Annotated in this window: 25 protein-coding genes; 12 read left to right on the forward strand and 13 right to left on the reverse strand. The window is 57.8% G+C overall.

Going from position 1 to position 26,531, the window contains the following annotated elements:
- Positions 1 to 27: 27 nt before the first annotated feature.
- Both BM346_RS01940 and senA read right to left on the reverse strand, forming a co-directional pair.
- Complete coding sequence (locus BM346_RS01940; protein WP_092008614.1) at positions 28 to 1,110, reverse strand: alpha/beta hydrolase; 1,083 nt, start codon at positions 1,108 to 1,110, stop codon at positions 28 to 30.
- A gap of 69 nt (positions 1,111 to 1,179) precedes the next feature.
- Positions 1,180 to 2,523, reverse strand: a complete 1,344-nt coding sequence (senA, locus tag BM346_RS01945; protein WP_092008615.1) for a selenoneine synthase SenA — start codon at positions 2,521 to 2,523, stop codon at positions 1,180 to 1,182.
- A gap of 414 nt (positions 2,524 to 2,937) precedes the next feature.
- Between senA and BM346_RS01950 the strand changes: the two genes are divergently transcribed.
- From BM346_RS01950 to BM346_RS01960, 3 genes are all read left to right on the forward strand, one after another.
- Positions 2,938 to 3,792 (forward strand): hypothetical protein, encoded by an 855-nt coding sequence (locus BM346_RS01950; RefSeq protein ID WP_139229886.1) that lies wholly within the window; start codon positions 2,938 to 2,940, stop codon positions 3,790 to 3,792.
- 62 nt (positions 3,793 to 3,854) lie between these two features.
- Positions 3,855 to 4,265 (forward strand): ACT domain-containing protein, encoded by a 411-nt coding sequence (locus BM346_RS01955; RefSeq protein WP_092008617.1) that lies wholly within the window; start codon positions 3,855 to 3,857, stop codon positions 4,263 to 4,265.
- Between the two features lie 350 nt (positions 4,266 to 4,615).
- Positions 4,616 to 6,538: a PA domain-containing protein gene (locus tag BM346_RS01960; protein WP_092008618.1), complete on the forward strand. Its 1,923-nt coding sequence runs from the start codon at positions 4,616 to 4,618 to the stop codon at positions 6,536 to 6,538.
- A 137-nt stretch (positions 6,539 to 6,675) separates the two neighbouring features.
- Here the strand turns inward: BM346_RS01960 and BM346_RS01965 are convergent, their stop codons facing one another.
- Genes BM346_RS01965 through BM346_RS01975 form a run of 3 tightly spaced genes read right to left on the reverse strand, consistent with a single transcriptional unit; the run spans position 6,676 to position 9,031 of the window.
- A complete protein-coding gene (locus tag BM346_RS01965) occupies positions 6,676 to 7,329 on the reverse strand; it encodes an MATE family efflux transporter (protein WP_092008619.1) in 654 nt (217 codons plus the stop codon).
- Between the two features lie 43 nt (positions 7,330 to 7,372).
- Positions 7,373 to 7,825 carry a PaaI family thioesterase gene (locus BM346_RS01970; protein ID WP_092008620.1) on the reverse strand — a complete coding sequence of 151 codons (453 nt, stop codon included), beginning with the start codon at positions 7,823 to 7,825 and terminating at the stop codon, positions 7,373 to 7,375.
- A gap of 60 nt (positions 7,826 to 7,885) precedes the next feature.
- Positions 7,886 to 9,031, reverse strand: coding sequence for a Bcr/CflA family efflux MFS transporter (locus tag BM346_RS01975; protein ID WP_092008621.1), 1,146 nt, complete (start codon positions 9,029 to 9,031; stop codon positions 7,886 to 7,888).
- 193 nt (positions 9,032 to 9,224) lie between these two features.
- Between BM346_RS01975 and BM346_RS01980 the strand changes: the two genes are divergently transcribed.
- The 3 genes from BM346_RS01980 to BM346_RS01990 are packed head-to-tail and all read left to right on the forward strand — an operon-like array spanning position 9,225 to position 11,142.
- Entirely contained in the window at positions 9,225 to 9,728 is a 504-nt protein-coding gene (locus tag BM346_RS01980; RefSeq protein ID WP_092008622.1) for a winged helix-turn-helix transcriptional regulator, read from the forward strand.
- A 17-nt stretch (positions 9,729 to 9,745) separates the two neighbouring features.
- The gene (locus BM346_RS01985; protein WP_092008623.1) at positions 9,746 to 10,510 is read left to right on the forward strand and encodes an SDR family NAD(P)-dependent oxidoreductase; all 765 of its coding nucleotides are present in this window, start codon (positions 9,746 to 9,748) and stop codon (positions 10,508 to 10,510) included.
- A gap of 17 nt (positions 10,511 to 10,527) precedes the next feature.
- Complete coding sequence (locus BM346_RS01990; protein ID WP_092008624.1) at positions 10,528 to 11,142, forward strand: 2-hydroxychromene-2-carboxylate isomerase; 615 nt, start codon at positions 10,528 to 10,530, stop codon at positions 11,140 to 11,142.
- Positions 11,143 to 11,307: 165 nt separating this feature from the next.
- On the opposite strand, the gene BM346_RS01995 is transcribed toward BM346_RS01990, so the two are convergent.
- Complete coding sequence (locus BM346_RS01995) at positions 11,308 to 11,946, reverse strand: esterase/lipase family protein (RefSeq protein ID WP_167812656.1); 639 nt, start codon at positions 11,944 to 11,946, stop codon at positions 11,308 to 11,310.
- Positions 11,947 to 12,317: 371 nt separating this feature from the next.
- Between BM346_RS01995 and BM346_RS02000 the strand changes: the two genes are divergently transcribed.
- The 4 genes from BM346_RS02000 (at position 12,318) to BM346_RS02015 (ending at position 16,719) form a co-directional block, all read left to right on the forward strand.
- Positions 12,318 to 14,033, forward strand: a complete 1,716-nt coding sequence (locus BM346_RS02000) for a protein adenylyltransferase SelO (protein ID WP_092008626.1) — start codon at positions 12,318 to 12,320, stop codon at positions 14,031 to 14,033.
- A 137-nt stretch (positions 14,034 to 14,170) separates the two neighbouring features.
- Positions 14,171 to 14,692 carry a c-type cytochrome gene (locus BM346_RS02005; RefSeq protein WP_092008627.1) on the forward strand — a complete coding sequence of 174 codons (522 nt, stop codon included), beginning with the start codon at positions 14,171 to 14,173 and terminating at the stop codon, positions 14,690 to 14,692.
- A 92-nt stretch (positions 14,693 to 14,784) separates the two neighbouring features.
- Entirely contained in the window at positions 14,785 to 15,705 is a 921-nt protein-coding gene (locus tag BM346_RS02010; protein ID WP_206675711.1) for a thiamine pyrophosphate-dependent dehydrogenase E1 component subunit alpha, read from the forward strand.
- A gap of 12 nt (positions 15,706 to 15,717) precedes the next feature.
- Positions 15,718 to 16,719: an alpha-ketoacid dehydrogenase subunit beta gene (locus BM346_RS02015; RefSeq protein ID WP_092008629.1), complete on the forward strand. Its 1,002-nt coding sequence runs from the start codon at positions 15,718 to 15,720 to the stop codon at positions 16,717 to 16,719.
- Here the strand turns inward: BM346_RS02015 and BM346_RS02020 are convergent, their stop codons facing one another.
- Complete coding sequence (locus tag BM346_RS02020) at positions 16,720 to 18,063, reverse strand: GAF domain-containing protein (protein WP_092008630.1); 1,344 nt, start codon at positions 18,061 to 18,063, stop codon at positions 16,720 to 16,722.
- A gap of 954 nt (positions 18,064 to 19,017) precedes the next feature.
- On the opposite strand from BM346_RS02020, the gene BM346_RS02030 reads away from it, so the two are divergent.
- Positions 19,018 to 20,325 (forward strand): carboxylate--amine ligase, encoded by a 1,308-nt coding sequence (locus tag BM346_RS02030; RefSeq protein ID WP_092008632.1) that lies wholly within the window; start codon positions 19,018 to 19,020, stop codon positions 20,323 to 20,325.
- Positions 20,326 to 20,414: 89 nt separating this feature from the next.
- On the opposite strand, the gene BM346_RS02035 is transcribed toward BM346_RS02030, so the two are convergent.
- Complete coding sequence (locus BM346_RS02035; RefSeq protein WP_092008633.1) at positions 20,415 to 21,185, reverse strand: SDR family NAD(P)-dependent oxidoreductase; 771 nt, start codon at positions 21,183 to 21,185, stop codon at positions 20,415 to 20,417.
- A gap of 115 nt (positions 21,186 to 21,300) precedes the next feature.
- Positions 21,301 to 22,281, reverse strand: a complete 981-nt coding sequence (locus tag BM346_RS02040) for an aldo/keto reductase (protein WP_092008634.1) — start codon at positions 22,279 to 22,281, stop codon at positions 21,301 to 21,303.
- Positions 22,282 to 22,519: 238 nt separating this feature from the next.
- On the opposite strand from BM346_RS02040, the gene BM346_RS02045 reads away from it, so the two are divergent.
- Positions 22,520 to 23,176 (forward strand): substrate-binding periplasmic protein, encoded by a 657-nt coding sequence (locus BM346_RS02045; protein ID WP_217648223.1) that lies wholly within the window; start codon positions 22,520 to 22,522, stop codon positions 23,174 to 23,176.
- 35 nt (positions 23,177 to 23,211) lie between these two features.
- On the opposite strand, the gene BM346_RS02050 is transcribed toward BM346_RS02045, so the two are convergent.
- The 4 genes from BM346_RS02050 to BM346_RS02065 form a co-directional block, all read right to left on the reverse strand.
- Complete coding sequence (locus BM346_RS02050; RefSeq protein ID WP_092008636.1) at positions 23,212 to 23,766, reverse strand: porin family protein; 555 nt, start codon at positions 23,764 to 23,766, stop codon at positions 23,212 to 23,214.
- A 193-nt stretch (positions 23,767 to 23,959) separates the two neighbouring features.
- On the reverse strand, positions 23,960 to 24,538 hold the full coding sequence (locus BM346_RS02055; protein WP_092008637.1) for an acyl carrier protein phosphodiesterase: 579 nt from the start codon (positions 24,536 to 24,538) through the stop codon (positions 23,960 to 23,962).
- Positions 24,535 to 25,197, reverse strand: coding sequence for an alpha/beta hydrolase (locus BM346_RS02060; RefSeq protein WP_092008638.1), 663 nt, complete (start codon positions 25,195 to 25,197; stop codon positions 24,535 to 24,537). The genes BM346_RS02055 and BM346_RS02060 overlap by 4 nt, the downstream gene beginning before the upstream one ends.
- 10 nt (positions 25,198 to 25,207) lie before the next feature.
- Positions 25,208 to 26,404: a lysophospholipid acyltransferase family protein gene (locus BM346_RS02065; RefSeq protein WP_092008639.1), complete on the reverse strand. Its 1,197-nt coding sequence runs from the start codon at positions 26,402 to 26,404 to the stop codon at positions 25,208 to 25,210.
- Between the last annotated feature and the right edge of the window lie 127 nt (positions 26,405 to 26,531).

The raw sequence follows: 26,531 nt of genomic DNA on the forward strand, positions 1-26,531 counted from the left end.
ATTACGGGAACGCGGCCAAAGGAAAGATCAGGGGCAATCGCGTTCAACCCGTTCCAGGAAGAGTCTTATCTCCTCGAAGGCTTCGTTGGCTTCCGGCAGCAAAGGCGTGAACAGATGCCAGACATGGACCATATCGGGCCAGGTCTGCACCTCCACGCTGGAGCCTGCCTGGCGGGCCTTGGCTGCGTAACGGCGCACATTATCCAGGAGGATTTCCGCTTCACTGACCTGGATCAGGGTGGGCGGAAGATTATGCAGGGGGCCCCGTAGGGGCGATGCCACCGGATTGGTCGGCAGTACCCGCAGGCCCATCAAGGTTCCCCACCAGAGCATGGGTGCGGGTATCTTCGCCAGCTTCGTTACCATGGGTCCGAGCATCGGATCCGATTCGATATTATCCCGTTTGCCCAGGCCCGTGATCATCAGCTCCGTGGAGGGGGACAGCGCCACCGCTGCCTCCGGCGCCCGCAGTTTCTGATCCCGGATCCAGGCAAGGAGGCTTAGTGTGTGGCTGCCGCCGGAGGAATCTCCGGCCACCACCACGAATCTGGCGGGCTCCGGTCCATCCGGACCGTTTTCCAGCAACCAGCGATAGCCCCGACGGCAATCGGAAACCCCGGTCATGAAACTGTGCTCCGGCATCAGCCGGTAGTCGATGGCAAATACACAGGCCCGGGCCAGCGCCGACAGGCGGTCCGTTATGGCCCGATGGCTCCTGGGGCTGCCGGCGATCCATGAGCCGCCATGTATATAGAGGATCCTGCGCTCGGGCAGGGCGCCCGGAGCAATCACCCATTCTCCGGCAGGCGCCGAACCCGTGCTGGGACGGAACTCGGAAACCAGATCCAGCCCATCACTCATGCTGTCCATATAGTCCCGGAGTGCCTTTACCCGGGCCTTACCGCGTAGTCCTTCAGTGGCTCCATGCATGGCTTCGATACTCTTCAGAACCTGTTGTCGGGCACTGTCCGGTGGGTAGACCAGTGGCGCGGAACGATCGCGGCGGGAATCGCGCCCCCTGCGCCGGAACAGGAATACCAGCGCAAGCAGGCCCAGTACAAAAAACATCAGCCACATCAGGGCAAGCCACAGGGTTCCCAGCCAGATCATGCCTGTCCCTCGGAGGTCAGGGCCGGTTTATCACTCAGTCCACGAGATGCCTGCCCCATCCTGTTTTCTTCAGGAATCATGGTTACCGGGAAGGGCACAGGTTCGGAAACCCGCGGGCGGGTCTCCCCGGTCGGGAGTGAAAAAATTCCGGTAGTTGTTGTTGATGAGCCGGGCCCGCGTTGCCCAGCTTCCGCCGCGAAGCACCCGTCGGCCCTCGTCGAACCAGGGTGCAGAATAGTCCTGGTAAAGATCCGGCTTGAAGCCAGGGTATGGCTTGAACAACGAGTCGGTCCATTCCCAGACATTGCCGAGCATCTGGCGGCAGCCAAACGCGCTATCCCCTTCAGGGAAAGCCGCAACATCCACACAGCCCAGCCGCTGCCCATCCAGATTGGCCAATTCCGGGCGGGGATGCCCATCGCCCCAGGGGAAGAGCCGCTTATCTTCCGTCAGGTCATCGCCCGAGTCATCGGGCGCCCGGCTTGCGGCAACCTCCCATTCCACTTCGGTGGGTAACCGCCGGCCGGCCCAGCGGCAATAAGCCTCGGCCTCATACCAGCAGACATGGTTTACGGGCTGGTGGGGCGGCAGGTCTGCCCAGCGGTCGAACTGCCGAACCTGCCAGACGCCACTGGCGCCACGCCGCCAGTAGCGGGGTGCCTCAAGTCCTGAACCGGTAAGCCACTCCAGCCCGGCCCGGCTCCAGAGGTCCCGGCGACGGTACCCGCCGTCCTCAACGAAAGTCAGGAATTCGCGGTTTGTCACCGGCGCCCGGGCAATGGCAAAGGGCGCCACCCGGACTTCGTGGGCCTGCTTTTCGTTATCGAAGCGAAAAGGCACACGCGAGTCCGAGCCCAGCATGTGGCGACCGCCCGGAATCCGGGCGTCGCCGTGCAGCGGCCCACTGTCGGCGGGCCCAGGAGGCGCAGGCTCACTCAGATTCGGAGCAGGGTAGGCGAGTGTCTGCCTGGTATAGGTGAAGGCCTCGCAATGCATGTCTTCGTGGTAGGTCGTAAGCTGGAATGCGTAGCTCTGCGCTTCGCTCACCCTTCCTTTGGGCAGGCAATCGACCATGGCTGCTTTCACCGAGTTCAGGTAGGCAAAAGTGTCCTCAAGATCAGGCAGAGGCAGGTCCCAACGGTCGTCATGAGGGATGCTGGAGGAATCGTAGAGTTTATCCGCGCCCGCCATGATGTACTCCGGGCGCTTCTGAAGCAGGTGCAGCGCAAAATAGTCATGGAAGAAGCCAATGTGGCCCAGTTCCCACAGAGGTGGATTCACAATGTCCAGCATGGGTCCCAGGAGTTGCTCATCTGTCAAATCCCGGGTGAGGTCCAGAGTCCGCTGCCGCGCATCCTCCATCATTTCCACCAGGTCGCGGGCACTCAGGCGCTGAGTCATCGGCATTTCCATGGGTCTTCCTTAGCTTGATAGTTCCTTGGGTGACGATCAGACAACACATAGGCTGCTACCGTGGCCGAGGCGGTCGTTGCGCCAGCTACAAGCGCCAGGCCCGTTTCTCGGTGAGTGCATGCAGAAGCATATTCAGCGTAGACCATGAGCGTTTGCGGTGTCCAAGGTCATTGATTTGCCGCGATCGGCACCAGGCACTCATGTCCGCGGTTCGATCAGACGAGTGCCAATTGGTCAGGCCCGCCAGGGCTTTGCAGAACGTTTCAAGCCCCCTGGTAGTCGGAAAACTTTACACATTCGAAAAAAACCATATATGGCGTCTCCTTCAGGAGATTGATATTGATCCGCCTTTTACAGTTGGCTCAGGCATTGCTGCGCAAGTGTGTCCATTGCGGCTTGAAAAAGGTAAACCCAATGTGGAACGCCAAAAGGTTATCTGCCTCAGTTTTTTTCCTGGCTCTGTTTCTGGCAGCCGGAGTTGCGAAAGCCCTTCCTATTTCCGATGTGATATTCAGTCGCGATACAGGTACCGGCCCGACACTTGAGAGAGTGGGTTTTGATGGCACTACATTCATCGGCGGCGCCACTTTGCTTGAGGAGCTGAATCCGGGTTGGACGTCCATGTCCTACGATGCCACGGCCGGTTTCATGTACTTTACGAGGGCTTCGGGCACCGCCTCCAGGCTTGAGAGAGTGGGGTTCGACGGTAACGGATTCACCGGCGGCGCGACTGTTCTTGAGGAGCTGAATCCTGAGTGGATGTCCATGTCCTACGACGCCACCGCCGGTTTCATGTACTTCACACGGGTTTCGGGCACCACCTCCAGACTTGAGAGGGTGGGGTTCGACGGCACCGGATTCGTCGGTGGCGCGACTGTGCTTGAAGAGCTGAATCCGGAGTGGACATCCATGTCCTACGATTCCACAGCCGGTTTCCTGTACTTTACGCGGGCCTCGGGCACTACCTCCAGACTTGAGAGGGTGGGGTTCGACGGCACCGGATTCACCGGCGGCGCGACCGTGCTTGAGGAACTGAATCCCGAGTGGACGGCAATGTCTCTTGTCTACAGGGAGGCGCCGGTTGCAGTTACAGAACCTGGCACTATCTCTCTGTTCGCAGTTGGTTTGTTACTTTCAGTTGTAGCCAGGGCTAACAGGAAGAAGGGTTCAGGTCCTGGCTCTCGGCAATCGGTAGGTCGGTTGCGCCAGGTCCGGGTGATGCAGCCACGTTCTCTGGATAACAGATTGAGTGCTTCGTGTGGTCATTGACGACCACAGAACGTGCTAAATTTCCGAGGTACCCACGTCATTCGGCCAGAGGATAGTTGAAAATGAAGCGAACACAGTATCTCCAGGATTTGATCAAGCAGCTTTCGCCAAGGCTGGACACGACATCCTATGTCTACTGCACAGTGGCTCGTGCAAAATACGGCGAGCTGGAAAAGCTGAAACCCATTGTCAGTATTGCCGAACTGGAGGGTCTTACCCTGGTGATTCCTCTGGAGCAGGCCCAAGCAGAGGGGCTGGACTACTACCGGGTGTTCCGCCGTATCACACTCGAGGGCCACTCCAGTGTTCAAGCTCTGGGACTCACATCCGTGGTAACCAGCCTGCTTGCCGAGCGTGACATTACCACCAATGTCATCGCAGGCTTTTACCACGACCACATGTTCGTACCCAGCGATCGAATCGATGAGGCCATGGAGGCACTCAGGGATCTCGCCAGTCAACCCAACCGTTAAAGATGGGCAACAGAGGATAGCGACGGGTTGATCGCGGATCTGTAGATCCTCAGATCCCCATCACTCAGGCCCGCAGCTTCAGCCACCCTCCGTAAACAGCTTTAACGGCAGCCTAAAGAATACCGATGTCCCGCTGAGCCCATCGATACGATAAAACGTCGGAATCCTTTACATATAGCTCCTTCCACTGAACCAACGGTTACCGCAACTCTATATATCTGAGCCGTTATTTTTATATGGCATGCATGTGGCTTCTTTTTTCGCTGGTCTAAAAAGCCACGCAACTCATGTCCGAGGGAATTATGTAGTCGTCGGGACAACGATGAAAATTGAGCAAAGGAACGGGCACTATGAAGCAATTAAAAGCGTTCAAGCTTGCATTGGTAGTCGTTTCAAGCTTTATGGCCTTCTCGGCTTCCGCGGCACCGCCACCGGTGGTTACTGACGATCCCGACGACGAACCTCAACATGTACCAAGCATTGCAGATGACCTTGTTCGTGCCGATCCGAGCGCTCCGCTCGCGGCACACGATGCCGCAGTAGCCGACATCGTAAGTGATGCGCCGTTCGCCAAAGTTATCAAAAATCTTGCCGAAGCCGGCCGTGGCGAACGGCTTTCTGCAAACTCCACAACCGATGTTTGGGCACTGGGCAACTATGCGTACACGGGAACTTTTAATAGCCCCTGTGGCGGCGACCCGGACGCGGGTATCTGGATATGGGACGTGCGCAACAAAACCAATCCGGAATTTGTCGGAGTCATTCAGTCACCAACCGGAAGCCGCACTAACGATGTCAGAGTCGCAACAATGGGCAGGGGAGATATCCTGGTGCATTCAAACGAACCATGCGCCGGAGGACCTGGCGGGTACGAGGTCTATAACGTCGAAGATCCTCTACATCCAGTCCACCTGGCGTCGGTCCGCATCGATGACCCAAACCCACTCGCTCCACTTATTATTGCCGGGCCTGTGACAGACGTCGGTGTGCACAACCTGTGGCTCTTTAGCCAGGCCGGAAAGGATTATGTGGCAGTAACGACAGAAACAGTGTTCGGCAACTTCCACATCTACGACATCACCGATCCGGCAAACCCTATGCTTGTGTCATTCTGGGGCGCAGAAGAATTATTCGATCCGGGTGTTGTTGCCAGTGGCGATGTTTCCCGAAATCTGGACGCGGCAATTTGGCTCTTCAGCGGGTTTGGCGCTTCGCAAAACCGTTTTCTGCATGACGTTACCATTACACCAGATGGCCTGACGGCGTACCTGGCGAACTGGGATGCCGGCCTCGTCAGGCTCGACATTACCGATGTTAGCAATCCACAACTTGTATCGGTTGCAATTGATCCGACCAGCGAGGACGGAGAAGTAAACAGCCACTCGGTCTGGCCAAATGCAAATGGTTCGATCGTGGTTGAAGGTGAAGAGGATTTCTCTCCGTTTGAATCTCAGTTCACGATAGATGGCTCGGGCCCAAACGCTGGCACTTATGCCTCCTCTGAGGGAGAGATTACCTCGCCCATTGCCGAGGAACCTGGTGCTGAAATGAGCGGGCAGACGACCTACGTAGGCCTGGCCTGTGACGGGGCTTCTGTGCCGGCGGGTAGCGGAATTGCGCTGATCCAGCGCGGCGTCTGCGCCTTCACAGTGAAAGGCGGGAACGTTATCGCTGCCGGTTATAGCGGCATGGTGGTCTTTAATGACGAAGCCCGTGGCGATGCGCTGGTCACGATGGGCGGTACGGCTATCTCAATACCCGGCGTTTTCGTGGGGCACTCCACTGGCCTCGCCATCATGGGAGTGGCAAACGCTGCTGATCTGGTAATCGGTGCTGGCGGAGCGACGATCACCGCTGCGGTGATTCCGAATGGCTGGAGCGGCATGCGGATCTGGAGTTACGCTGACCCGGCCAATCCGATCCTGATGTCTACGTTCAACACCGTATGCAGTGCCAATCCAACCGATCCCAGCTGTGATCCGCGCGGCACCTATTCATCTCATAACGTGATTGTTGAGGATAACAAGGCTTATATTTCCTGGTACTCGGATGGTGTTGTGGTGTTGGATGTAAGCGACCCGGTCAATCCGGTGGAAGTTGCACGCTATCATCGGACCGGCAGCGAGTTTGAAACGCAAAATGCTGGTATCCAGGATGTCTGGGGAATTTACAAGATTCCGAATCAACCGTGGATTTATGCGTCTGATCGAAACGGAGGGCTTTACATACTCAAAGAGTACGGTTCTGGTTCAGCCAAGAACGCTAAAGATTAACCTAAGTGGCGATATTGTTTGTTGGAGGCCTATCGATTCGAACAGATAAATGCACCTCAAATCCGGCGCCAGGCCGCAAGGCGGATGGCGCCGGCCGTGATGGTGCCAAAAAGTCGCATGCCGGCAGCGATGCAGGCCTAAACCACGTCAAGCCCCGCACTGAACCAATAGACTGCAATCAAGGCCCCACCAATTGCCACCACAAACCGGACCAGGGCAGCAGCGATTGGCCAATGGATAACGCCGGCACCCTGGGAGCCAAAGTAGAGGGCAAGGCCAAGGCCCTGGAACAGAAAGAGAGGTCCGGCAATGTGGAGGAACTGCGCGCCCGCAATGTAGGTCGCAGGATCGTCAGTAAAAAGTCCGACCCAGAGACCGGGGGCGAAGGCCAGCATCAGACCGATACTTCCGGTGAGGGCTGCCGCGAGTGCCCGGCCGGTCCAATCCAGCTGATGGAGCAGGGCGGTACCGCCGAGCCACCAGATCAGCCAGAACAGGCCGCCCGCCGCCAGTGCAATCACTACACCGTGCCAGATGAGCGCTTCTGCCTGGTCTTTTCGGCCACGCCCCAGTGCCCTCGCCACGGAACTGCTGAGGGGCCCGCCAAGAGCGCCGTTGGCCAGCATCTGCATCAACGCCGGAAACATGAGTGCAATGGCAGTCAGGGCTTCGGTGCCCAGGTGTCCAATAAACCATACCTCGGTCATGCTGACGGTGCCTTGCACAAAAAAGGCAATGGCATTCGCCGTCGCCATTACCAGAATCAGCGGCAATGCAGGGCGAGTCAGCATCTGCTCGGTGCGGGACCCGGGGGACTATTGAGAAACTGTCATGTCAGGACGGACGATCCATCACCAGCAGCGTCGAAGTTGCGGATGTCAGGAGTCGGTCATTCGAATCGACGAGACGTGCCTCTGCGAATGCAGTACGCCGGCCCATGGTTAGCACGGAGCCAATGGCCCGCACCGTTCCCGTTTTGGCAGTCATGCCCCGGTGATAAGCCGTCTTGAGTTCCAGCGTCGTGTACATCTGATCGGCCCTGAGTCTGGAATGAACCGCGCAGCCGCAGGCGCTGTCGAGCAGGGTCGCCGCGAATCCGCCGTGTACGCTGCCGATCGGATTATAGGCATGGGGACCGGGTTCGGCTTCAAACACTGCATGGCCTTCTGCAATTTCAGTGAGGCGGAACTTCAGCGTCTCGCCAATCGGGGCCCCCTTGCCGGAAGCAAGCAGTGCCTGCAGCTGTTCCAGCCCGGTTGCATCTGTATGGGTATCGTTTACGTTCATATTAGGGCTCTCCTATCAAATTGATATTTCGTTGTTTTTCGACAGCTGCCACGAACGCTTTCACGACAGGGCGACCTTATTCCGGGGTCGGTGGGCGATAACAGGAATGAACACGAGTAGCGCCAGCGCCGAGCCGGCGGTCATTGTGGCTGCCAATGCGAGCGCTGGAGGCAGTGGTAAAACGCTGGCCGCTGTAGAGCCGATCGCTGCACACGCCATCTGGAGAAAACCCTGCAGCGCTGAAGCCAGCCCGGCATTGTGTTTGAAGGGTTGCAGCGCGATCGCCGTACCCAGCGGGTTGACGAATCCCATGCCAAGAAGAAACAGTCCAAGACCACTGGTGATGGACATTAAAGTCGGTGTCGCGGCCTGGGTCAGAATCAGAAGACTCCCCGCCAGCGCGATGACCGCACCGATCATGGCAATCCACGCTTGCCCCCATCGGCGTGCAAGTTTCGGTGCCAGAAAACCGGCACCAAAGACAATAAACACGGTTGCGGCGAAATACAGCGAAAGTTGCAGTCCAGTCAGCCCGAGCTCACCGATAAGAATGGCCGGCGCGCTCGCAAAAAAAGCGTAGAGCATGCCCAGCGTCAGGCTGACTGAAAGGGCGGGGTAGATAAAACGGCGATCCCGTGCGAGTGCACCATACGCCACAAGGACAGCACGGATCCGAAGCGGCTGTCTTGCCCCGCTCGGCTGGGTTTCGCCCATGCTTCGCACGTAAAAAATGCCGAGCGCCAGACCAAACAGGGCAACGCCAGCGAATATGAAGCGCCAGCCGAGTAACGCTCCGAGTCCGGTACCCACAAGCGGCGAAAAGCCAGGTGCTGCAGCCATGGCAATCATGATTAACGCCAGCGCTCGTGCCAGCGCCTCGCCATCGAATAAATCACGCGCTATCGCCCGCGCCAGAACGAAGGCGGCGCAGGCACCCAACGCCTGGATGATGCGCCCCAGAATCAGGATGTCCAGGGTGGGGGAGAGCGCGCACACCGCACTGCCGACAATGAAGATTGCCAGGCCGCCGACCACCAGAGGCTTGCGACCAAAACGGTCCGCCAGTGGACCAACAAACAGCTGTCCCACTGCGAACGCGATGAAAAAACTGCTCAATGTCAGGCCGAGATCCCGTGTGTCCACACCAAGACCGACGCTCATGCCTGGAAATACCGGCAGGATCACATTCGTCGCCAGTGCTCCCATAGCTGCCAGTCCCGCGAGCAGGAACAGAGTCGGCCCGGTAAGGGTTTGGGGTGTTGCGGATGAATGTGTCACAGGAATTCTCTCTTATAAGTGGTCCGGTCGAAGCCATCGATGCTGATTCGCCAGAATCAGAACTTGACAACCTGGACGACCAATGTAACTCTCATGATAAGAGTTACTAGGGGGAAGTCAAATGAAAACCAAGTCCTTTGCCGGCATGCGATGCTCGGTGGCAGGCGCACTGGAGATCATCGGTGATCGCTGGACGCTTCTGTTGCTGCGGGATCTCGGTCTTGGACTGTCCCGGTACGACGACTTCAGGAAGAGCTGCGGTATTCCCACGACGACCTTGTCGAAGCGACTGCAATCGCTGGAAGCCCACGACGTTGTCCAACGAACCCGCTACAGTGAGCGGCCACCGCGGGATGAATATCACCTGACCGAGAAAGGCTGTGATCTTTGGAAGGTCACAACCGCCCTGCGTGAGTGGGGGGATCGCTGGGATGCCTCGGGCTATGGCGCGCCGACCGTCGAGCTCGTTGACCGTGAGACCGACCGCGAATTGCGACTCGCCCTTGTGGACCCCGAGACCGGGCAGATCGTCCCGCGCAACCGGATCCGGCTGCGCCCAGGGCCGGGAGCGGATGCGCACGTCCTTGCCCTGTTGAACCATTCGACGGTCAAGGCTAAGAAATAAGTCACGGGAGAAGAGTTATGGATCCAGTCTGTCTGGTAATGGGCGCCGGTGCCGGCATCGGTGGCAGTGTGGGTAAGCGCTTTGCCCAGGGTGGTTACCACGCCGTGCTATGCAGGCGTAGCGACGATCAGGGGCTTCAGAGGTTGGTGCAAGACATTGAGGCAGAGGGCGGTGCCGCATCCGGGTTTCTGCTCAATGCGGCGGAAGAAAACAGTATCGAAGAACGTATTGATGCGGTCGAGAAGGAGATCGGCCCCATTGAGGTCGCTGTCTTCAACCTTGGTGCCCAGATCGGCGATCGCCATCTCGCCGATACCAGCTACAAGGCGTTCGAACTGGGGTGGCGGCTTGCGACGTTTGCGCTGTTTCGCTTCGCATCCGCCATCATGCCCCGCATGGAAGCACGGGGCCACGGCACGCTTCTGGTGACTTCGCCAACCGCTGCGGTGCGTGGCAACGCGGGACAGCACTCACACGCGGCAGCAATGGGCGGACGCCGGATGCTGTGCCAGTCATTGAACGCTGAATTCGGGCCGAAAGGTATTCACGTCGCCAATATCCTGATTGACGGTGCGGTCGACGCCCCCGACACACTCGGCAAGCTGTTGGGACCTGAAGAATTCCAGGAGCTGCGCAGAACACGCGGCCTGGAAAATGACGGATTGATACTGCCCGAGCGAGTGGCAGAAACCTATTTCCACATCGCCGGCCAACATCGCTCCACATGGACCCACGAGCTTGATCTCAGGTCATTCTCAGATCGGCCGTGGTGGAATCACTAGAGCCCATGGAGATCGTTATGAATCCCAAGATCGAGTTCTACTTTGACTTCGGCAGTCCCAATGCCTATCTCGCCTACAGGCGCATCCCTGAAATTCAGAAGCGACTCGGCGCAGAGTTTGAAATGAAACCGATATTGCTGGGTGGCGTATTCAAGGCAACGGGTAATCAATCCCCCATGATGGCTTTTGCCAACGTTCCAGCAAAGTTGGCTTACGAACGACTTGAGATGACACGCTTCATCAAGCGCCATGGCATCAGTCAGTTCAGGCAAAATCCGTTTTTTCCGGTCAACACTATGATGCTCATGCGTGGTTCGATTCTGGCGAGGCAGACCGGAGTTTACGACCGCTATATAGAAATGGTGTTTTCCGCCATGTGGGAAAAAAGTTTGAACATGGGTGATGAGTCCGTGTTCTCCGAGCAATTGGGGTCTATAGGCATCGATTCCAATGACTTCATCGCGAAGTTATCGGATAGCGATATTAAGCAACAGTTGGTTGAAGCGACTGAAGAGGCGGTTCAGCGAGGCATTTTTGGTAGTCCGTCATTTTTTGTCGGTGATGAACTCTTTTTCGGCAAAGATCGACTGGATGACGTTGAGCGTGAGTTCCTCTTGAAAACCGAGGCTTAAGAGGCGAAGGCAAGACGCTGGTAGGCACCACGGTATTGCGCGAACGGGTAGGCCCGATCAATGAATGGTTCCACTTCATGCCGAGCCATCGCAGCGGGCAATGCTTCGAAAGTCAGTCGAGAACCGATTGCCTTGCGGGCAACCTGGAGCGAGGGGAGCCCGGGGTTATTGAGCAAGGCGGTTCGCAATCGCCGCTAGTACGTCACGGTTCCAGCCCATACCAAGGTGGCTGCCTCTGATTTCAATGTCATGCACGAGATCAGACCGTTCGAGGTGGCAACAGGTCTTCCAGGAGACGACACCATCTGACCGGCTGTAAATTGAGGTGGTATGAATCGGTGGAGGCGTTCGCAGCCGTTGGCTCAACGCCGGATCGTATGCCAACGGACTGCCGTTTATCAAACGGAAGAGCCAGCCCACGTTGGTGTGGTCGGCTTCCGCATTGAACGGTGTCCCTAGTGTGATCACCTCTCGAACGTGCGGTGCCATCAGTTTGGCCAGTTCGCGGGCGTAGAATCCGCCCAGGCTCCAGCCGATGAGAGTGGCCGGTTGGGTGTGATCGGAAAGCAAATCGACAATCCGTGACTTGATGGAGTCCAGCCAGCCGTCCAGATCCCCCTTCGGCCCCAAGTTGAATCCCTGGCCCCAGTCGAAAGCATCGTAACCTAATGAGTTGCAGAAGGCGCGCAAGGGAGCGACGGATCTCCCGTCCGCGCCAAGACCCGGGAAAAGTATGACTGGATGCCCGTCTCCAGGCTTCGCGGAATAGGGCTTCCCGAGACTGTACCCGGCCAACTCGGTCATGGCGCGAAAGGGCTCGGACATAAGCAGTGAGAGAGAGGGACGTTGGATCTTCAGTGCCCTCGACTTGCTAATCATGCTTCCTCGATATTCACTTTGTTGCCGGTGGGGAGAGCTTCATGCCCATGTGATCAGCCCCGCAGCTGTTGATGACTTGATCTACGATTATGACGCCTGAGCACGGCCATGTCTGTTCGGTCGGACACCTTAAAAATGAGCCGCCTTGTGGAACACTCTGCACCCATAGAACAGCAACATCTCACTGACAAGCCCTCAAACAGCAGACGCCTGATAGCGTTACACTAAAAGCAAAGGAAGCGTAAAGTGGTCTCGCTTATGGCAAAGTCTATCAAACCAACGCAAGAGGAGTCCCTATGATAAAGCGACACCCCCGGGAAACGCCTACAACTGTCGCGACCCTCGACGATCTCGCAACGTTGGCAGATTATTCACTCATGGACACGCTCAACTGTGATCCTGAGGGGAAAGCAAGCGGAGCTGACCATGAGCCACGACAAGTCTTCTCGGGGCACTATGTTCCGGTCAATCCCACGCCAATCGAAAATCCCGAGTATGTCGCGCATGGGAAAAATCTGTTTCACGAACTGGGTTTCGCCGACGGCATGGCGCAGTCCCGCGACTTCGTCCGCATGTTCTCCGGCGACTTATCCCGTGTTCCGGAGCCTCTGCGCAACGTCGGGTGGGCGTGTGGCTACGCACTTTCCATCTTCGGCAACGAATTCTACCAGCAATGCCCGTTCCAGACCGGCAATGGCTATGGCGACGGTCGCGCTATTTCGGTGCTCGAGGCTGTCATCAACGGGCAGCGCTGGGAAATGCAGTTGAAAGGGGGAGGGCGCACACCCTACGGCCGCGGCGCGGACGGCAGGGCCGTTCTGAGATCCAGTGTGCGGGAGTTCCTGGCCCAGGAGCATATGCACGCACTTGGTGTGCCTACGTCAAGGTCCCTGAGTCTGTACGTGTCGAAAACCGAGAAAGTCAGGCGTCCCTGGTATTCGGAGGGCTCACGCTCAGTAGATCCCGATATCCTTATATCCGAGCCCGTTGCCATCTCCACGCGTGTTGCGCCGTCGTTCATTCGGGTAGGGCAGCTTGAACTCTTTAGCCGTCGAGCCCGCAAGCAGGAACACCCTCAGGCGATGGAGGAGCTCGAGAAGATCGTCTTGCACCTGATCGATCGTGAGTACGGTGACGTTATCGACCAGTCACTGGCCACCGCCGAAAAAGTGGTGTTGCTGGCACGTGAGTTCCGCAGCCGGCTGGCGTCGCTTGTAGCGAACTGGATCCGTGTTGGCTACTGCCAGGGTAACTTCAACAGCGACAACTGTGCGGCGGGCGGCTTCACGCTCGACTATGGCCCCTTTGGATTCTGCGATGTGTTTGATCCGCAGTATCAACCATGGACGGGTGGCGGAGACCACTTCTCGTTCCTCAACCAACCAGCAGCGGCCGAACGCAACTTCCACTCGTTTTGTTCGGCGGTTCGGCCTTTGGTGGCAGGGCACCCAGACTCTCTGCGACAGCTGGAGGAGATTCAGAGCGATTTCCCAGTGGTGATGCACGCACAAATGGAAAAGATGTGGGCTACCAAGCTTGGACTCGACGTTTTTGAGGCGGCTTTGTTCCGCGAGCTGGCAAAGCTGATGATGCAAACCCGTGTTGATTACACCATGTTCTTCCGGGAACTCTCGTCGGTGCCAGATGACATTGAGCCACTCAAGAAGAGCTTCTACAAGGGCCCGACCTATACTGCAGACCCCGAAGGAATAGACAGGCGCTGGTCAGCATGGCTTACAAAATGGAACTCGCTCACTCGGCGTGGTACTCGTGAGGAACTTTCCAGCCAGATGAAGCTCGTCAACCCGAAGTACAGTTTAAAGGAATGGTTGGTTGTGCCTGCCTATCAGCAAGCCGCAGCCGGGGACTACGCCTTGCTGCGAGAGCTGCAGGAGGTCATGACCCAGCCATACGCGGAGCAATCTGAGGGCGTGGAGAACAAATACTACCGGCCGAAGCCGCCGGAGCTTTTCGGCGTGGGCGGGGCCTCGCATCTTAGCTGCTCATCGTGATTCGAATTCAGAATGACCAAACCCATGTCCTTAATATTTTCTTAGGATTTACTTAGGCAAGATTTAGCATCGCCCCTAACCTGCCCGAAGTATTCTGAACCCGCTTGAGTGACATCGACATCACGAGGAGTTCAGGAATGATTACCTCAACATTTTCAGCTTTCCGCCCCGCCTTTTGCGCCGCACTGCTTGGTTCACTGTTATCCGCGCCTGCCATTGCTGGCGCGCCTGAGACCCGCAATGCATCCATTGAGCGCGGGGAGTATCTCGCCCGCATTGCGGGTTGCAACGACTGCCATACCGCCGGCTATCCGGAAACCGCCGGAAACATTCCCAGGGAACAGTGGCTTACCGGAATGAACGTTGGGTTTCAGGGTCCCTGGGGCACCACTTACCCCGCCAATCTGCGGCTGTACTTTGCCGACATGGACGAAGAACAGTGGTTGGCCCGGGCCCGTGCACCCATGATGCCACCCATGCCGTGGTTCGCTTTGCGGGACATGAACGATGAAGACCTGCTGGCCCTTTACCATTTCGTAAGGTCCCTCGGGCCGGCCGGCGATCCGGTACCGGTTGCCGTTGCCCCGGATCAGCCGGTCAGCACCCCGTACATCGAGTTCTTCCCCAAGAATCTGCCGCTGCAAGCAGCGACACCCTGATCCTCTTTTAGGTTGACGACTTTGCTATGAATATCTTGAGAGATACACCGATAAATCATCCCCAACCCCGGTTGCGTGGCCTGGACACAATGATGCTCATCCGGGCATACGAAGAGCGGCTCGCATTGATGCAGCAGAACAACGGGGTACCAGGCACCTGCACCAGCGTCGGCCAGGAAGCTTGCGCTGTCGGAGTGTTGGGCGCTCTGGACAGTCGAGACAGAATTATCACGAACCATCGCAGCGCTGCACACCTGCTTGCACGCGGGGCCGACCCGGGCCGCCTGATGGCGGAGGTGCTGGGACGTGTTGACGGGTATTGCGGTGGCCACAGTGGCAGCCTCCATGTCTCCGCGCGGGAACTGGGAGTCGTTCTGACCTCCACCATTGTGGGCGGAGGCCTGTCGTTGGCTCCGGGCGTGGCATTAGCCCAGAAGATGGGGCAGGGAGAGGAGGGCGGCGTGGTGGTTGTATTCTTCGGCGACGGTGCCGCCTGCGAAGGTATTCTGCATGAGTCGCTCAATCTGGCCGTGCAGTGGCAGCTTCCACTCCTGTTCGTCTGCGAAAACAATCAGTGGCAGGCCTATGTGCATCGTCTGGAAACCATGGCCGATGATGCCATCTACCGCTGGGCCTGTGGTCATGGGCTCGATACCCAGCGCATTGATGGCAACGATTCAGACCTGGTTCTTGAAGCTGCAAGGCAGGCCGTTGGCGCAATCCGTGCCGATGGCCGGCCAAGATTCCTGGAACTGCTGACCTATCGCCAGCGCGGACATCTAGAGCCGGATGATCTCGCCTATGTGGACCAGGTCGAGCGCCAACGCTGGCTGAAACGCGACCCGATTGCGTTAATGCAGGCACGCTTGAAGGCCGAAGGCCTGTTGCAGGATAAAGAGTTGAGGACCATCGAGGAACAGATCCATCGGCAGACCGATACCGCACAGGCCTTTGCCGAGGCAAGCCCCTGGCCGGACCCACAAAAACTGCTACAGCATGTCTATGCCGGATAAGGAACGAAAAACATGTCGATATTGAACGTAGAACAGGCAATAAACCAGGCGCTGCAGGAAGAGATGCACCGCGATTCCCGCGTCATGGTGATGGGTGAGGGCGTGGCTAAGTCCCGCGCTGCTCTGCTGGCGTCTTTTGGTCCGCAGCGCGTCCGCAATACGCCGCTGGCGGAGGCCGTGATCAGTGGTACGGCCGTGGGAGCCGCGGCCACCGGCCTGCGCCCTGTCGTCGACCTGTTGTTCGCGCCGTTTCTGACCTACGCCATGGATGCGCTGGTCAACAGTGCTGGCAAGCTACGCTATCTTTCCGGCGGCCAGCACGAATTCCCGTTGGTGACCCTCAGCATGACCGGCGCCGGCTGGTGCGTTGGTGCCCAGCATAACCACAATCTGGAAGCGATGTTCGTTCACGCGCCGGGACTGAAAGTCGTTATGCCGTCTACCCCGGCGGACTTTAAAGGGCTTATAAAGACGGCGATCCGCGATAACAACCCGGTGCTCGTATTCACCGATCTGAGCCTGTTGCACGCAAGTGGCGAGGTTCCCGATGAGACGGAATTCCTGGTGCCCCTGGGCAAGGCTGCGGTGTCGCGCGAGGGCACTGATGTCACGCTGGTCAGTTACGCCAAGACGGTGAATATCTGCCTGGAGTCGGCAAAGCAGTTGGAGGAGTTCGGCATCAGCGCTGAAGTTATCGACCTGCGCAGCCTCAAGCCCCTGGACGAGGAAACGGTGTTGCGGTCGGTGCGCAAGACCGGGCGCCTGGTCATTGTCCAGGAGGCGAGCGGGCTGTGTGGCATGGCGGCGGAGATTGCCGCGCTGGCCGTGACCCGCGCGTTTGAAGCGCTACGGGCTCCGGTGGTGCGACTGACAGGCCCCGACGCGCCAGCGGCAGCCTCCTGGGTGCTGGAGCAGGCGACCGTCCCGACAGCTGGGAAGATTGTCCAGGCCGTGCGGGAAATGCTGCCCCACGCTGCGCCGGTGGTCAGGCAGCAAATCGTGCAGCCGGCCTGATTATCCGGCAGCTTCACGAAGCTTTAGTGGGCCGGCTACCCGCAGGCGAAAGCGCCCGCGACCGATTTTCTCGATTGCCAGGACATTGCAGCGTTCGGCCAGCCGACGCTGCAAGAGGATCAGCCGCGCCTCAAGGTTATCGACGACATCCGGCAACTGCAGGCTATTATCACGACGTAGCTCGCGATTGGAGAACTCGTCGCGGCCCAGCGCGCTGTGGTCCCGGACCAGCTTCCACAGGATGGCCCCGGCGACGCCTTTGATCAGGTACTCGTTGTTGATAAACACGCTCTGGTCGGTCCGGTAGAAACACACGTCAACCGGCTTGCTGCCGGCTTTCGACACGGGCTGCCTGGTCGGGGGCTCAACGGCAAGATCGCTGCAGCGTTCCAGCGATCTGATTGCCAATGCCAGGTAGTGCGAAAGCGCCACCAGCGCATCCTCGTCATCCCAGCTAAAGCGCATTTCCTCAGGGCTTTCAGCATACAGTACGGCGATCAGCTGCTGGCCCTGCAGGATGGGAACCGCTATCTGGCTACCAGATCTGGCCAGCCCGGGCACCGGAATACGCATCTCGAGGTCAGCCGAGGCATTATTCTGCAGATAACTTTCACGAACGGCATAGCTATACAGATACTCGGTTGCGCAGTGGCCGATTCGGATGGCAACGCCTTCACGGGCCGCTACGCCGATAATTCCTTCACCAAGACCAATTTCCGAACCCGCGCCGGAGTGAAGATAGCCATGACTAGCCACGGTATAGAGCTTGTCGCCAGCGGCGTCCAGCATCAGGACCATGGCGTGCTGGATGTTGAACTCCTGTGCCAGACAGGCCAGGGCATCTGCCAGGAGGGAAGAGAGGTCCTGGCAGCCCCCAAGTCGCTCAATAGTGCGCCGCAACACCGGTAAAGGGCTGGACGCCACCGGTGCCCAGCATGCCGGCGAAGTGCCTGATACCGGTTCTATTCTCTGAACCCGGTAGACATCAGAGCCTTTCAGCCGGAATACGTCACTCATGCCGCTATGGGAGGCGATGCCGGCAAGGCGCGCCTTCATCGATTCGAACAATGGGCCTTCCGAGACGGTATGCAGGTAGGAGATATGAAGGTGATAGTGCTCTGCCGTTACCGGATCCACCAGCAGAATGGTCGCCGTGGGATTGGCCAGAATATTCTTGCGCGTTGTGTTGAAAAACTGGAACGACAGGGCGACGTGCTCTTCGTCTATGTAATGCACCTGTGAGAGGTAAGCCACGTTGGGGATGGCGTTCTCGTCACAGGTAGCGATGACGGCAGGAACGGCACCTTCGAAACAGCGCCGAAGACTACTCAGAAGCGGTTTCATTACCCGGCTCCGAGAGGTTGGCCCGCGCCAGCCCCGGGTGTCTGGTCAAAACCGGCTACGGGCAGAAAACAGACACAGACAGCATCGGTAATATCAGGTGCCATCAACGCCGTCGAAAACGCAGGTGCGTAACCCAGGGAAATCAGCTCACCAGCAGCGCGCAGGCCATGTCGTTCGACCAGAACCTGATCACCATCCTCAAGCGGCTGAATCCGCGCGGCGGAGGCCTTTAGCTGCACGGTTCTGTGGGTTGCCGGGCGACTGAATACCGCAGAGAAAGCGCCTCCTTCACGTAGGTCGCGTAGCACCCTGGTCGAGCGTGATTCAGACAGGAAAACGCAAACTTCACCAGTGGCTCGGGATATCCGGCAACCATAGGCCTGGGATACCGAGGGCACCCGGGCTGCGCTGCAGGAACCAACTTTTATGGCAATGGGGCCGAGAAGGAAATCGGTGAGTTCCTGATTGAAAAGCAAAGCACCAGTGGCAGTGGAGCTCATGCAGTAGTTCATCCAGTAAAAAACAGGCCGTGTGCTCAAGCCGAACCCAGTGGGGGTATGAGCTCACAAAACATTATTTCAGATTGTGATTTCCGTCAATCATCAAGTCTGGCAGTATCTAACTGCGCATAATGTATATTATGTTAAATCCTGTATAGATCTGACCGGCACGTTTCGTATTTTTCCGAGTTGCCATTCCCGGGCGCCACACTCCGTGTCATGGACCGATTTCGGCCTCTCGCTTCCATTTACCTCTACACCGACTATATTTAAGTTGAAGACCGGGATGCACTGACCCGTTGTACCCGCCGGTGGGAAATTTACGAGCCTGAGCGCCTCACCTCGCCCTGGGTTACCCAATCCCCCCCGTAAACGACGCTGTGTGAGCGTTCAGTTCACCCGGTGCGCCTGATCGGCGTAATTTGTCCGGGTTAACCAGCAAGGAGAACATCGAATGTCTATGGCATCGGAAAAAGAGTTGCCCAAAGAGGTAGCAGCCTGGCGCGATCCGAACATGGACTCGGTTCGCGGAACCGAGACCCCCAAGGATCCTAACAAGGGCTATATCGCCCTGCTTGGCTGGAGCGTCAACGCGATCAAGGCTGCGCAAAAGTTTGACCGCCGCTATATCGTCGTTGCTCCTGACTGGGCCGCGGATTTCTGTACCGCCAACAACATCCCTTTTATTCCGTGGGATTTTATCCGCCTGAATGACCGGTCCCTGGAGATTGCCGAAAGGCTGAAGGCGGAAGGCGTCGACGTGGCAATACCACTGTTCGAGGAAACCGTCGAGTGGTCCGGCGCCATCAATTCCGTGCTTCTCGATAACCCCCGTATGTACGGGCAGTCCATCCTCTTCCGCGACAAAGCTCTGATGAAGCGGCGTGCCCAGCTTGGTGGCATTCGTGTCGGTATCTTTGAAGAGGCACACGAGAAGGAAGACATCGTCCGCTTCATGAAGCGCGTCAATCAGACGCTGCTCAAGCTTGACGGTGATCCGGACGACCCGATTCACGTCAAGGCCTTTGACAAGGCCGGCTGCCTTGGCCACCGGATGATTCGCACACTGGAGGAAATCGACCTCATTCCGGACGAGGAATACCCCCTGCTGATGGAAAGTCACCTCAGCGGCTGGGAATTTGCTGTCGAAGCCTGGATCCATGATGGCAAAATCCAGTTCCTCAACATCTCTGAATACGTGACACTGGGCTACTCGGTGTTCGTACCCGCTACCAAGGAACTGGAGAGCTGGCGTAACGCGATAACCAAGCAGATCGAGTTGCTGATCAAGACGTTTGATATCAAGTTCGGTCTGATTCACCCGGAGTACTTCGTTACGGCCGACGGTGAAATGTACTTCGGCGAGGTCGCCTATCGCCCACCCGGCTTCAAGGCTTTCGAGCTGATTGAACGGGCCTACGGATTCAATGCCTACCAGGCTTCAATGCTGGTGTTCGATCCGAAGAGCACCAAGGAAGAGGTGGAAGCTTTCTTCCCGAAGGAAGTGGTGGATGCGAAGGGCTACGCTGGTTGCTTTGGCGTGTATCCGAGACGCCGGGTGGTCAGCAGGCTGGAAATGCCCAAGGAAACGACTGAACATCCCTATTTCGAGTCCCACGAGCTGATCGCGCCGACAGAAGAGACGGTTCCTGACCGGTCTGCCTTCGGGACCCACTGGGGCCTGATCTTCTTCTTCGGTGATGATCCCATCAAGATGCGGGATCTGCTGAAAGCCCAGGAGGATCTGGACTTCTACGTCTAGAGCCCGCCAGGGCCATTCAGCTGTGACCAATGAGCCTTCCATGATTCCGATCCGATGACGCCGGAATCATGGAAGGCTCAGGGCCTGCCTTAACGGGCCGTATAACCCCCGTCGATGACCAGTTCGCTGCCGGTGACAAATTTGGACTCATCGGAGGCCAGATAAACCGCACCCCACGCGATGTCATCCGGTTCCCCCAAATGACCCACAGGGTGGAGCTCCGCAGTCATCTTCCTGGCTTCTTCGGGATCCATTCCGGTGGTTTTGAGATGTTCCTGAACCAGCGGTGTCCAGATAAATCCGGGGTGGATGGAATTGACCCGGATATTCTCGGTTGCATAGAACAGGGCATCGGTTTTACTCATCAGCCGAACCGCGCCCTTGGATGCGTGATAAGGGGGTAAATCCGGCGCACTCACCAGCCCGTAAATGGACGACAGATTGATGATGCTGCCGACCCCGGCGCTTTTCATGTGGGGTATGGCGTGCTTGGTGCAGAAAAACACACCCTTCACATTGACGTTCTGGACGGTGTCCCACTCTTCCTCGGTCAGTTCATGGGTTGGCTTGTTCGCTCCAGAAATGCCCGCATTGTTGACCAGCACAGTCAGGCTGCCATAGTGTCCGGCGATGTCGTCCAGAACCTGTTTGACCTGCTGCTCATCAGTGACATCACAGTGCCAGTAGCCGGCGATCAGGCCTCGATCCGTCAGTTCCTTCGCAAGGGCTTCTCCCTCCCGATCCTGGCGGTCCAGGATGGCGACGGCGGCGCCCTCTTCCGCCATTCGGGTCACGGTGGCAGCCCCGATACCTACGGAGCCTCCGGTTACCACTGCTACTTTGCCTTTCAGTCTGCTCATGATGATCGTCCCCGTATCAAAGAATCGTGCGGAATACCAGGGTAACCCTGCTCGAACCTACGATTATTTTTATCCCATTAAGGGGTATGAGCGTTTGATATCGGTCAATAGTTGATCAGGCGTGTCCGGCAATTTCGTGAGGCACGTACCCCGCTTCCAGGCGCTGCTTTTCTTCCACCGTCAGCTCGATGTCCAGGGACGCGACGGCGTCATCCAGTTGCTTCTCCTTGCTCACCCCCACAATGGGTGCGGTGATAACCGGATTGGAGGCGACCCAGGCCAGTGCCACCTGGGCCATGGGCACGCCGCGCTCTTCGGCAATCTCCTCAAGTGCAGCGATAACCGGCTGGTCAATATCACTGCCCAGGTGCCATTTCCGGGTATTTTCATCACTTCGGCCGCGGGTGGTCTTTGCGCCCTGCCCCTGGGCCTTTCCCGCGAGTACACCCCGGGCCAGGGGGCTCCAGGGAATCACACCGATGCCCTGGTCGCGGCAAAGCGGCAGCATCTCCCGCTCCTCTTCCCGGTAGATCAGGTTGTACATTGGCTGCATGCTGACGAACCGTGTCCAGCCATTGATTTCGGCCACGTGCTGGGCCTTGCAGAACTGCCAGGCGAACATGGAGGAGGCACCGATATAACGCGCTTTACCAGCCTTGACCACATCGTGGAGCGCTTCCATCGTTTCCTCAATAGGGGTGTCGTAGTCCCACCGGTGGATCTGGTACAGATCGATGTAATCCGTTCCCAGCCGCTGGAGTGATGCATCAACCGCGTTCATGATGTGCTTTCGTGAGAGTCCGCCCCGGTTGGCGCCCTTGCCTATCGGCATGAACACCTTCGTGGCCAGAACGAATTCCTCCCGATCCGCATAGTCCATCAGGGCGCGGCCCACCACCCGTTCGGACTCTCCCTCTGAATACATGTCAGCGGTATCGAAAAAATTGATGCCGGCGTCCAGTGCCTTTTTCAGGAAAGGGCGACTGGCCTGTTCATCCAGTACCCACTCCCGCCACTCCGGGGTGCCATAGGTCATGGTACCCAGACACAGCGGCGAGACTTTCAGGCCGGTATTGCCGAGACGACGGTAATTCATTCAGTGACTCCTGAAGCATGCGAGGATGTCCTGGTGGCCGGTGGCGGCTGAAACGAACGAGCCGCACTTTACGGACACCCGGGCCTGAAATATGGTCAACACACGGCAAGAAATCAATCTGCTACTCTATATGGGGATGTATCCTTCTGAGGTGACCAAGATGTTTGGTTACGCCTTGCTCTTCATTTTTCTGATTTTGTCGCAGCCAGTATTCGCCGGTCAGCGGACGGTGACGCTCGTGGGTGACCGCTGGTGCCCTCATAACTGCCTTGGCATGGGTGAAAGGAGTCAGGGCCACCTGGTGGACAAGGCATCAGAGGCGCTGCAGCGAGCCGGCTACCGCGTGGAATACGTGGAAATGCCCTGGAGTCGGGCCATCCTGGAAGTGGAATCGGGCAACTTCGACGGTCTGGTCGGCGCCAGCCCGGATGAGTCGCCCGCGTTAATCTTCCCGCGACAGCCCCTCGCCATCGCAAGGCACAGTTTTTATACCCTGCCCTCGTTCAACTGGCTATTCGAAGGACTCCACTCGCTGGAGACGATCACGCTGGGTGTCGTCCAGAGCTATTCCTATGGAAGGCTCCACGACGATTATATCCGATTCCACGAACGGGATCCGAGACGCCTTGCCATTCTCAAAGGAAACCGGGTTCTGCCCCGGCTGGTGAGGATGCTTACCATGAAACGCGTGGATGCCATTATCGAGGAAGAAGCGGTACTGGAGTATTACCTTAAAACTACTGTTAACCCGGTAACGCTACGTTTTGCGGGCCTTGGCTACACAGAGGAACTCTACGTCGCCTTTTCTCCGGCCATCAGGGACGCCCATGTTCTGGCCGAGGCGTTGAGCGTGTATGCGGAAAGCCAGGTATCCGCGCTGCCAACAGAACAATGATTCGGCTGCGCCAGCGCGCAGCCGAGACCCCCGGGTTAAAAGCTGACCGTCACACCAAGCGCCAGACCATCAAGCTCCACGTCGTCCTTGTCTCCGTAACGCATGTATTCCAGATTGCCCGACAGCGCGTCGCTGAAAGCCATGTCGATACCGATACCGTAGGAAAAGTCCGACTCGTCTTCAGTGGCAGTACCGCCAGGGCCACTCACCTCGTAGTCGTATCGGGTCAGGCCGGCAATGACGTACGGCGTTACCGTTGAAGGATTATCAACGTTAAGAGTGACGTAACCTCCGTAAAGTGCATTCAGCTCCAGATCGGTGCCCCCGCCAATGCTGTCGTCCGCTACGCCGAAGCCGCCGCGGGCCTCGACACCCAGATAAGGGCTGACTTTTGCCCCTACCTTCGCCGACATCATGCCCAGATCCGCATCGATACCGCTGCCGTCGACGTTGAGGAAGGTGTAATTGGCACCGGCGTAGAGGCTCCCGCCACCGGACTTGTACATATCGGCGCTGGCCTGGGTGGCACCCAGCAACAGGCTTCCAGCGCCGGCGACGGCAAACAACATTCCGGAAAAACGGATTTTCATGGCTGTTAAACTCCTACTTCTGCAGAGACAGGGTTCCGGCACTCAGCAAAGCAATCGGAACCTGCCTGTTGGCTGATACAACTGATTGTTCCCCACCACCCCGCCTGAAATCCAGATCACTATCAGCCCTTTGCACGAAATTTACGGAGTGGCGACAAAGCCCCCGGAAGGTCGGTCCTCGCCATCCCCGGTATCAGTTATGGCGCAGCCTGTTAAATTCGATGAGATCGGGAAAGAAGGCCAGAAAGTGGTGTTCAAGTTCGCTGTCCAGGGGCCGGATTTCCTCGATAACACCGTGGAAGTGATGGGGAAACCGAATCCGGGACGCGACCCGGTCCATGGCCTTGCCGACATTCCCCAGGTCCTGATAGGCCCTGAACCAGTCGTAGTCGATCATCCGCCGGACGACCTGCCTCATCTGATCGGGCATAAGCTCACGTCCAGCCTCAAGATCTTGATATAATTCACTGATATATAGTTCATTATCTTTGTGGCCGAAACGATCCCAGTGCCGGAGCAGGTAATGGTCGAACAGAATATCAAGGGCGATTCCGGCAAACCGCCGACGTTGACTGGAGAACCGGGTCTTGCACGCCATTACCTCGGGATGGGCGTCGGTAAAGGCGTCCACGGCCCGGTGGTTATCCAGTCCTTCCCGGACCTCTTCCGGCAGTCCCCGGGTATTCACCCCCCTGGCGAAATCCCCCAGCAGGTTCCCGACACGGGACTCCACCGTTGGCCGGGCCAGGTAAAGGTGAACGAAATGGTTCACAGGTTCAGGTGCTTGCGAAGAAATGCGCCGATTTCCTGAATTTCCTCCAGGCAGACACTGTGGTCCATGGGATAGCTGTGGTAATCCGCCTGGTAACCCATGGCCCTGAGCTTTTCCACAGAGTCCCGGCCCAGCTTTTCCGGGATCATCGGGTCATGAGTGCCGTGGAACACGGAAATGGGAATATCGCGGTTGGCGTCCGACGGCTGGACACTCTCCGCCGTTGCGAAGTAGGAGGAGAGGGCCAGGATGCCCGCCAGCCGTTGCGGATAGCTCAGCCCCAGTTCATAGGCAACCGCGCCACCCTGGGAAAAGCCCGCGATGATAATGCGCTCAGACGGTATGCCCCGCGCGACCTCCTGTTCCACCAGTTCGGCAACGGCCTGCGCCGAATCCCTCAGCTGCTGGGTATCAATGCTGCGGCCCAGTTCCAGGGATTTGATGTCATACCAGGCGGGCATTCGCATGCCGCCATTGATGGTGACGGCCATTTCCGGGGCATGGGGAAAAAGAAACCGTATACCGGCGTTTGCGGGAAGCTGCAGTTCCGGAACCACCGGCTCGAAGTCATGGCCACTGGCACCCAGGCCGTGCAGCCAGATGACAGCGGCATCAGGGTTATGACGGGTTTCCAGTTCGATGTAGTCAAGTCTGCTCACAGGCACCTCGCTATTCAGAAGAATTTTCCTGTGCCTGCTGCGCACTCAGCGAGCTGATCACAGGATTGGCGTACATGGCGACCAGATAGGGCCGGATGGCTTCCTCGCAGGCGTTGATCCGCCGGCTCAGTTCCTCTTCGGCGGCCTCCAGTTCCGCCGGCGTCCAGCTTTCGGCGGTCACCACCTCCTCGCTCACCTTCTCCGGCGTATCGTGGGACGAGGGGTGGAACCCTTTCATGTTGTAGGCCACGAGATTGGAGGCATGGAGGTGATAGTTGGCGTGAATCTCGGTATCGATGAGCGTTGCCAGCTCCCTGGCGTTGTCCGGAGCATTGTGGATCGGGAGCCCGAAATGAACGTGGACATGCCCCTTGAAGCCCGTCAGGCCTTTGACAATCTGCTCTGAATCTTCATTCTCAGCCTTCTTGTAGGTGCCGGTGCGCTGACGGATTTCAAGCTCCCGTGCCTTGTCCTCATCGCAGGGATCGTATTCATAGGCGATGGATACCGGCACGATCTGCATACGGTTCATGGCCTCTGCGAACCCCAGGCCCTCCTTCTTGCGGCTCATGTAGAACATCTTGATGATGGCGGGGTCGGTGAGATCGACGCCGTTCTTGGCCCGCCCTTCCCGCTGGGCGATCCAGATGCTGTGGCCGTCGTCCAGGCTGTGATTGATAAACCCGGACAGGGTCAGGAACACCTGGCGCATTTCGCGGGGGCTCTGGATGTCCCGCTGTACAACGAAGCTCTTGTTGAGGCGCATCATCTCTGCGAACACGGGGTTCTTGAGCAGGTTGTCACCTATGGCAATCCGGGTGGTCTCGAACCCGTTCAGGTGCAGCAGGTGATTCACCACCATGGGATCGAAGACAATATCCCGATGATTGCAGACAAAAAGATAGGCCGAGCTGGGGTCCAGCCGGTCAAGGCCGGAGGACGTCAGGCGGGTGGTGGTGTTGTTCACCAGCTCCGTCGTATGTTCCGACACCGCCAGCTGGATGTCCTTGATGGTCTTTGCCGCCCCGAACTTCTTCCATAGCCAGCGCTTCACACGCTTGCGCAGCAGCCCTGGAAACCACCGGGCAAGAAAGGGGGACCGGAACCGGCCGACCATCAACAAGAAATCCGGGTCGTTGGACAATCGGTTGACCGCTTCCTCGACCTCGTCGTCCCCGTAAGGACGAATCGCATCAAATTCCTGCATTACGATCCTGTTTTTGTAGGCTTTCTGAAAAGTAGCCGGCGACCGCGCGGTGCCGCCCGTGACGAAAAAACCGCGCCATTGTATCGCGAGAAAAGCAAACATGCTTCCTTCGGACATTTACAGCGGG

It is taken from the genome of Marinobacter daqiaonensis, from assembly GCF_900115285.1.
Taxonomy (GTDB): Bacteria; Pseudomonadota; Gammaproteobacteria; order Pseudomonadales; family Oleiphilaceae; genus Marinobacter; species Marinobacter daqiaonensis.